At 47.5% G+C, this 6,155-nt stretch carries 6 protein-coding genes and 1 tRNA gene; 5 read left to right on the forward strand and 2 right to left on the reverse strand.

What is annotated here, in order from left to right; genetic code table 11:
* From JKK62_RS17355 to JKK62_RS09490, 5 genes are all read left to right on the forward strand, one after another.
* The coding region (locus tag JKK62_RS17355; protein WP_207752164.1) for a hypothetical protein at positions 1-181 on the forward strand (181 nt) is incomplete at its 5' end.
* Positions 182-269: 88 nt separating this feature from the next.
* Positions 270-581, forward strand: coding sequence for a plasmid mobilization protein (locus JKK62_RS09475; RefSeq protein WP_201427683.1), 312 nt, complete (start codon positions 270-272; stop codon positions 579-581).
* Positions 582-583: 2 nt separating this feature from the next.
* Positions 584-1,804, forward strand: a complete 1,221-nt coding sequence (locus tag JKK62_RS09480; RefSeq protein ID WP_201427684.1) for a relaxase/mobilization nuclease domain-containing protein — start codon at positions 584-586, stop codon at positions 1,802-1,804.
* Positions 1,805-1,932: 128 nt separating this feature from the next.
* Complete coding sequence (locus tag JKK62_RS09485) at positions 1,933-2,097, forward strand: hypothetical protein (protein ID WP_201427685.1); 165 nt, start codon at positions 1,933-1,935, stop codon at positions 2,095-2,097.
* Between the two features lie 48 nt (positions 2,098-2,145).
* Positions 2,146-3,801: a recombinase family protein gene (locus JKK62_RS09490; protein ID WP_201427686.1), complete on the forward strand. Its 1,656-nt coding sequence runs from the start codon at positions 2,146-2,148 to the stop codon at positions 3,799-3,801.
* 260 nt (positions 3,802-4,061) lie between these two features.
* Here the strand turns inward: JKK62_RS09490 and JKK62_RS09495 are convergent.
* Both JKK62_RS09495 and JKK62_RS09500 read right to left on the reverse strand, forming a co-directional pair.
* Positions 4,062-4,148 (reverse strand) — tRNA-Leu (locus JKK62_RS09495).
* Between the two features lie 200 nt (positions 4,149-4,348).
* A partial coding sequence (locus JKK62_RS09500) for a LicD family protein (RefSeq protein ID WP_201427687.1) occupies positions 4,349-6,155 on the reverse strand: 1,807 nt, incomplete at its 5' end.

Raw genomic sequence — 6,155 nt, forward strand, 5'->3', positions numbered from 1 at the left:
ATCCCCCTTAGCTTCCCCGAGCGGATTTCTCAAAAACCTCATGAAATCCGGACTTTCTTCAATTCTCCCCCTAATCCCCCGAAAAATCCAGTACCCCTATTCTATAAAAACCGCATATCAAATTCAAGCGGATTTTGTCGAAGCCGAAATTTATTTCCCGCTTTTTTCTCAGCTCTGCTGAGGCAAGCAGAGCGTCCGGCTGTCCGCCGGTCGCATAAAAGCGGGCAGAAGCCCGCACCCACTTTGAATACTCACATGGAGGTAATTATTTGGCAAACAGAAAACGAAATCAAACTATATCAATTCGTCTTACGACAGAAGAAAAGGAAGAGATTATCGCCAAAGCAAAGCAGGCGAACATGACCTTGACCGACTACCTGATTGAGTGTTCACGGAACACAGAAATCACAGTGACCGACCTATCCGAAGTGCTTATCGAGCTGAAACGCATCGGAAATAACCTCAATCAAATCGCGCGGAAAGCAAATTCACGGCGATTTTTCTTCCCGAAATTTGATTCGGTTGTCAAAGGTCAACGCATAATCTATGACGCGATTCTCAGCTTGACGGGAGGTGACTAAGCGTGGCTACAGTGATGTTTATCCACGAAGGAACACAAAATCCTTCTGCCATGCGCGCGGTTATCAACTATTGTTTGCAGGAGCACAAAACCTTTGACAGCAAATCAAAGCGCAGGTTGGTCAGCGGAATCAACTGTGACGGCGAGAATGCTTACCGGGAATTCATGGCGACGAAGAAGGTGTATGAAAAGGATAACGGTATGTTCTTCTATCATTACGCACAATCCTTTGCACCGACAGAGAAGATTACTCCCGATCAGGCGCACGATATTTCTCTTGAATTTGCCGAGAGAGCGTGGCCTGGTCACGAGGTTCTGGTCACGACTCACTGCGATGCCGATCATATTCATTCGCACTTCGTCATCAATTCTGTCGGCTTTGAATCAGGAATGAAGCTCCGGCAATCGCCGTCAACACTCAAACATCTTCGAAAGCTCAGCGACGAAATCTGTATTGCTCACGGACTTTCCGTTCTTAAGCCATACGAGGGCGGCGGAAAACGAATGTCGTCAAGAGAGTACCGCGCGAGGATGAAGGGAGAAAGCTGGAAGCAAAAACTAGCGAACGACATTGACAAAGCGATGGAATATAGCGGAAGCAAGGACGAGTTTATCCGTTCTATGTCCATCCTTGGCTACCATATGACATGGAAGGACGAGAGAAAATATCTCACTTTTCACTGCTCCAACGGCAAAAGCTGCCGTGATATCAAGCTCCATGACGAGAAATATCTCAAGGATAATATCGAGCGTGAGCTTCTGCAAAGAGAGTTTCCCGACAGCGGTTCAGATGAAAAACAGCCAACAGGATGGGAAGATTCGCGCGAGCTGTATGAGCAGCATCTCAGAGAACGTGCGCTTGCGAAAGCAGAAACCCGTAGAGTTTCCGACAGTTATTCCGATGTTGGCAGCGGAGTCAGCAGCCTTGCCGGAGCGGTATCCAAAATCGTTGACAACGATTCCGAAGACCCGGACGAGCGCCGTAAGCGTATCGAAGCAGAAGAAAACGGTGAAGCGCTCGGTACAATTTTCGGTAAAGGCATCAGTTTATTGGCTGACGCTGTATCCGATTCATCAGTGAACGCATCCGCACAAGAGCCGGATCACGATGATATCATCGACCGTCAGCGAGAAGAAATTCTCCGAGAAGTCTTCGAGGAGGATGACTATGAGGACGAAGATTATGATGATGACGAGGACGAAGGGTTCACAATGACGCTATAAAAAAGATAAAAAATTCGGATTCTGTCTGGACTTTGCGAAAAAGGTGTGGTAGTGTTTGGCTCAACAAAGCGCACACGACCGCACCTTGACGTGTGTGTCAACAGCATCCGTGGGAAGGAGAAACCATTATGAAATTAGAAAAGCAAACAAAAATCAGCTCCGTTCATTTCAAATATGTCGGAACGGATGAACAGTTCAGCGACTTCATCAGAAGTGTTATCAAGGATTATATCGTCGACGATACGCTGCTTCCAGATGAAGATGACGCCATTATTGTTGAGAAGTCTGCTTGATTGGCAGGCTTATTTTATACTCAAAAAACTATTACAGGAGGTAACAAAATGAGAGTATGGCTATACGCAAGGCTCTCCCGCGACGACGATGACGAGATGAATTCGCTGAACAATCAGCGAAAAATCGTCAGAGAGTTCGCGAACAAACAGGGCTATGAGGTCGTCGGAGAGTCCTTCGACGACAACGTCAGCGGTATGACCTTTGACCGCGACGGCATCCGTGAAATCGAAAAACAGGTGGAGTATAAGGCAATCGACGCTGTCCTTGTAAAGGATATGTCCCGCCTCGGCAGGCATAAAACCGATACGGCGGTGTTCATCGACTACCTCCGCCGCAACGATATCCGTGTGATCTCGGCGACGGAAAATCTCGACACAAGCCGCCAGAGCGACGACTTGGTCATCAGCTTCAAGGGGTTGATGAACGACTACTACGCGCGCGAGGGCGGCGAAAAGGTGCGGATCGGCATGGACAATCTGCTAAAGCAAGGGCTGATCATCACGCCGCCGATCGGCTATTTCAAGGACAAAAACACAAATGAAATCATTGTTGTTGAGGAACAGGCGGAGATCGTCCGCCGTATCTTCGATCTCTATCTTGCGGGTTATGGCTGCTCTGCCATAGCCCGCATTTTAAATGAGGACGGTGTAAAATCTCCCGCATACTATCATAAGTGTGTGTACGGCAGGCACCTCGGCAGCAACAAACCGGAAATCGGCTCGCGTTATCTATGGGATCACACAGGCGTAAAGCGGATTCTGCTCAACGAGTTCTACATCGGGACGGTGACCTGTCACAAAACATACAACAACAAAATCACGCAAATCCGAAAAATCATTCCGAAAGAAGAACAGTATGTTCACGAAAATCTTGTTACGCCTATCATCTCAAAGGATAAATTCTTTCAGGTAAAGCTGCTGATGGAGCAGAAGAAAAGAGGAAATGTCAGAGCGAGTGCCAACAGACCTTGCCACAGATACGCAGGCTTGCTCGAGTGCGGCGACTGCGGTTCTACCTTCACCTCCGTCAAAAGAACATGGAAAGGTGTGGAGCGAATCGAGTATGTCTGCAACGGCTACCACCGCTACGGCAAGGAAAACTGTCTTCCCCACCGTATCCGAGAAACAGAACTCGACAAAATCATCTGCGGCGAAATCACGAATGTCAAGGAGCAGGCGGCACAGCTTTATGAAAATATCGACGGCGAGGTTCGCAAATGGCTGAAGAAAAAGAGCACGGTCACGGGCAAAATCCGACAGCTCAACGCCGAGCTTGAACAGAAAAAGAGCGACCAAAAAGAGATTCTGCTGGAGCGCATCCGCGACAAGGAACATGCTTCGGTCTACGATGAAATGCTCTCAACCTGTGAAAGCGACATCAAAAAAATCGAGCAGGAGCTTTATGACATTCAGCACTACAGCGAAACGATCAAAAAACGCAAGTCCGAAATGAAGCGCACCGTGGAGCTGATTGACGAAATCATCAAGGAGGGTGAGATCAGCGACGCCAATCTCAGACAACTGATCGACAAAATCATTATCTATGAATCAAGCGACGGATTGCGGATACAGGTCAATCTCAGGGCAGCCTTCACCGAACACATGATCATACTTGACGAGTTTGGTAAGCAAAATGCCGACCTCAAAGTAGAAGGAAAATACAATTATCCGTTCGCTATGCGCAGAAGGATGAAAGTCAAATAATAATAATTTAGCAGCCGGATACCTAAAAAGATATCCGGCTGCATTGAATTATAAAAAATGAATTGGCAGACGCACGATGTTGGGTAACCAAAAAAACCGTCATTCCATACAAAGTTTCCAGAAGAATTTTGTGGGGAATAGCCAAGACGCGCAAGGCACAGGTCGTGCGTCTGCCAAGAAAAATCGGGCTGATTTCAGTCTTTTTAGCTTATTTTTTTGTAGATATATAACAAAACAGCCCGATAAAATCGGGCTGTTTTTGGTGCGGATAACAGGACTTGAACCTGCATGAAATTGCTTTCACATGGACCTGAACCATGCGCGTCTGCCAATTCCGCCATATCCGCATTTATGAAATTGTAAGTGATTTTTGCAGGATAATCGGAATTTTTGCAAGTTCACCGAAGGTGTGTCACCTGAACCATGCGCGTCTGCCAATTCCGCCATACCTGCATATTCACTTTGCGGTTTCTCAACCACAAATATTATTTTACCATAAAAAAGCCCGATTGTCAATGACAAATTCGGGCTTTTTTGAAAAAATCACTTATTTGTTCAGTCCGTCATACTTGCCGATATCGCAGAGCAGAATCTCGTGGCAGCCGAGCCTTGTGCTGAGCGGCGCGAGCTGCATATAGTCACCGTAGAGAAAACGCAGGTACTCGTCGTATTTCTTGGGAACAGGCAGCATATAGCCCTCAAAGTCAATATAAATCGCCTTGTCGAGCAAATCAGCCGGAAATACTCCGTTATAAACATTTCTTCCCATTCCGTCATACAGGAATTTGGCGTTCTTTTTTCTCTTAAAGAATGATATCGTGTGGTTCATCAGCCAAAGACTGAATCTGATGGGGAAGAGCTTTACGCAGAAATTCGTAACAGCGGTCTGGATTCTGCTGCCGTTTCCGGTTTTGCGGTGATTCCATTTGTTGAAAACAAGCGCGCGGGTGAAGATAGTCATAGCGAGGTGTATCTTCTGACCGAAGCACGAGTTTGCGGTTTTGTCGTGGCAGAAAATATCAAACGCAATGCCGTTGTGCATAGTCTTATGCTCTTTAGCAAATTCCGTGGCGAAGGCGGTGCCGTTTACGCGTAGCTTGGCAAATTCATAAAAGCAGCTTTTGTCGGTTTTGTTTGACTGAAAGCTCATGTTCGCGGGCAGCTCGTCAGCGGCGATTTTGCAGAACTTGTCGTAGTCTTCGCGCAGCATCATAATGTCGGAGTCATCGTCCCACGGAATAAAGCCCTTGTGTCTGATCGCGCCGAGCAGGGTGCCGCCGCCGAGGAAATACTTAATATTGTGCTTGCGGCAAATCCTGTCCACCTCGAGCAGATAGGCGAGCTGGATTTGCTGAATCGCATCGAGCCGACCGTCGTGAGTGTTGGGAAGCTGCATGCCCTCGGTGGTTTTCATATAGCTCATAACGCACAGCTCCAGCGCGGTTTCGAGCTTTAACGCAGCAGGGCAGCCGTAGGTTTCGATTTTACCCGTTGCGATGGGCGAGTGGTTGAGCTCTTTGCCGTCAGTCAGCGCGATTATTGCCGCGTCGCCGTAAACATCATGGAGAACAGCGGCGATTGTCGCCGTAGAAACGGTTGAGTTTATACCCGCCACGTTGTAGACTTGATTTCTGTCGAGCGCGTTTATGGCGTAAATAATCGAGCGTAGCACGTCGGTAAGGTAAACGAACGAGTATTTTTGCTTTGAGTTGAACAGCAAGATTTCTTTTCCTTCTGCGACCGCCTTGAAGATCGGGTCGAGGAAGCTCTCGATTCCGGAATGTGCGCCGAGAATGATACCGGTGCGGAGTGTTGTCAGTTCAAATCCGCGTGCTTTTTTTTCACAGCTGAACATTGCTTCAACGGTTCTGAGAAGCTGATTTTCAGTGTTTGCCGCGTCTGTGTTAACGATGTCCGCATATTCGTTTTCAGCGTAAATCCTGTGCGGCTTCGGGTTGCCGTAAACCCTGCTGTCACTGAGCAGAATCAACGGCGCGTTTGTTTTTTGTGCTAAAGCTGAAATGACCTGCGCGAGCTTGATTTCTCTCCTGAAATCGGCTGTGAAATCGCTGACAGCTTCGTTACAGAAGCCTGTGTGGACAATGAAATCTGCTTTGTTTATTTCTGAAACAGAATTAAAATCTACGAAGTCAAAGTCCTCGCGTAGTATCAGTTCAGGGTAGAGGTCGTCGATCAGGCTTTTGTCCTGAGCGCAGAGCACGACCTTACAGCCGAGATTTCGTGTTTCGTTCTGGTAAATCAGCGCATAGCAAAGACAGCGGGCAAGAGAATGTCCGCTGACTACTATAGTTTTGTTTTTTAATTTTAAGATCTGTTCCTTTTCGACCTGGGGA

The organism is Ruminococcus difficilis (assembly GCF_016680995.1).

What these genes read in the sequence shown, in the direction of transcription:
- JKK62_RS09485 (WP_201427685.1), top strand. Translation starts at nt 1,933, where the DNA reads ATGAAATTAGAAAAGCAAACAAAAATCAGCTCCGTTCATTTCAAATAT.
- JKK62_RS09490 (WP_201427686.1), top strand. Translation starts at nt 2,146, where the DNA reads ATGAGAGTATGGCTATACGCAAGGCTCTCCCGCGACGACGATGACGAG.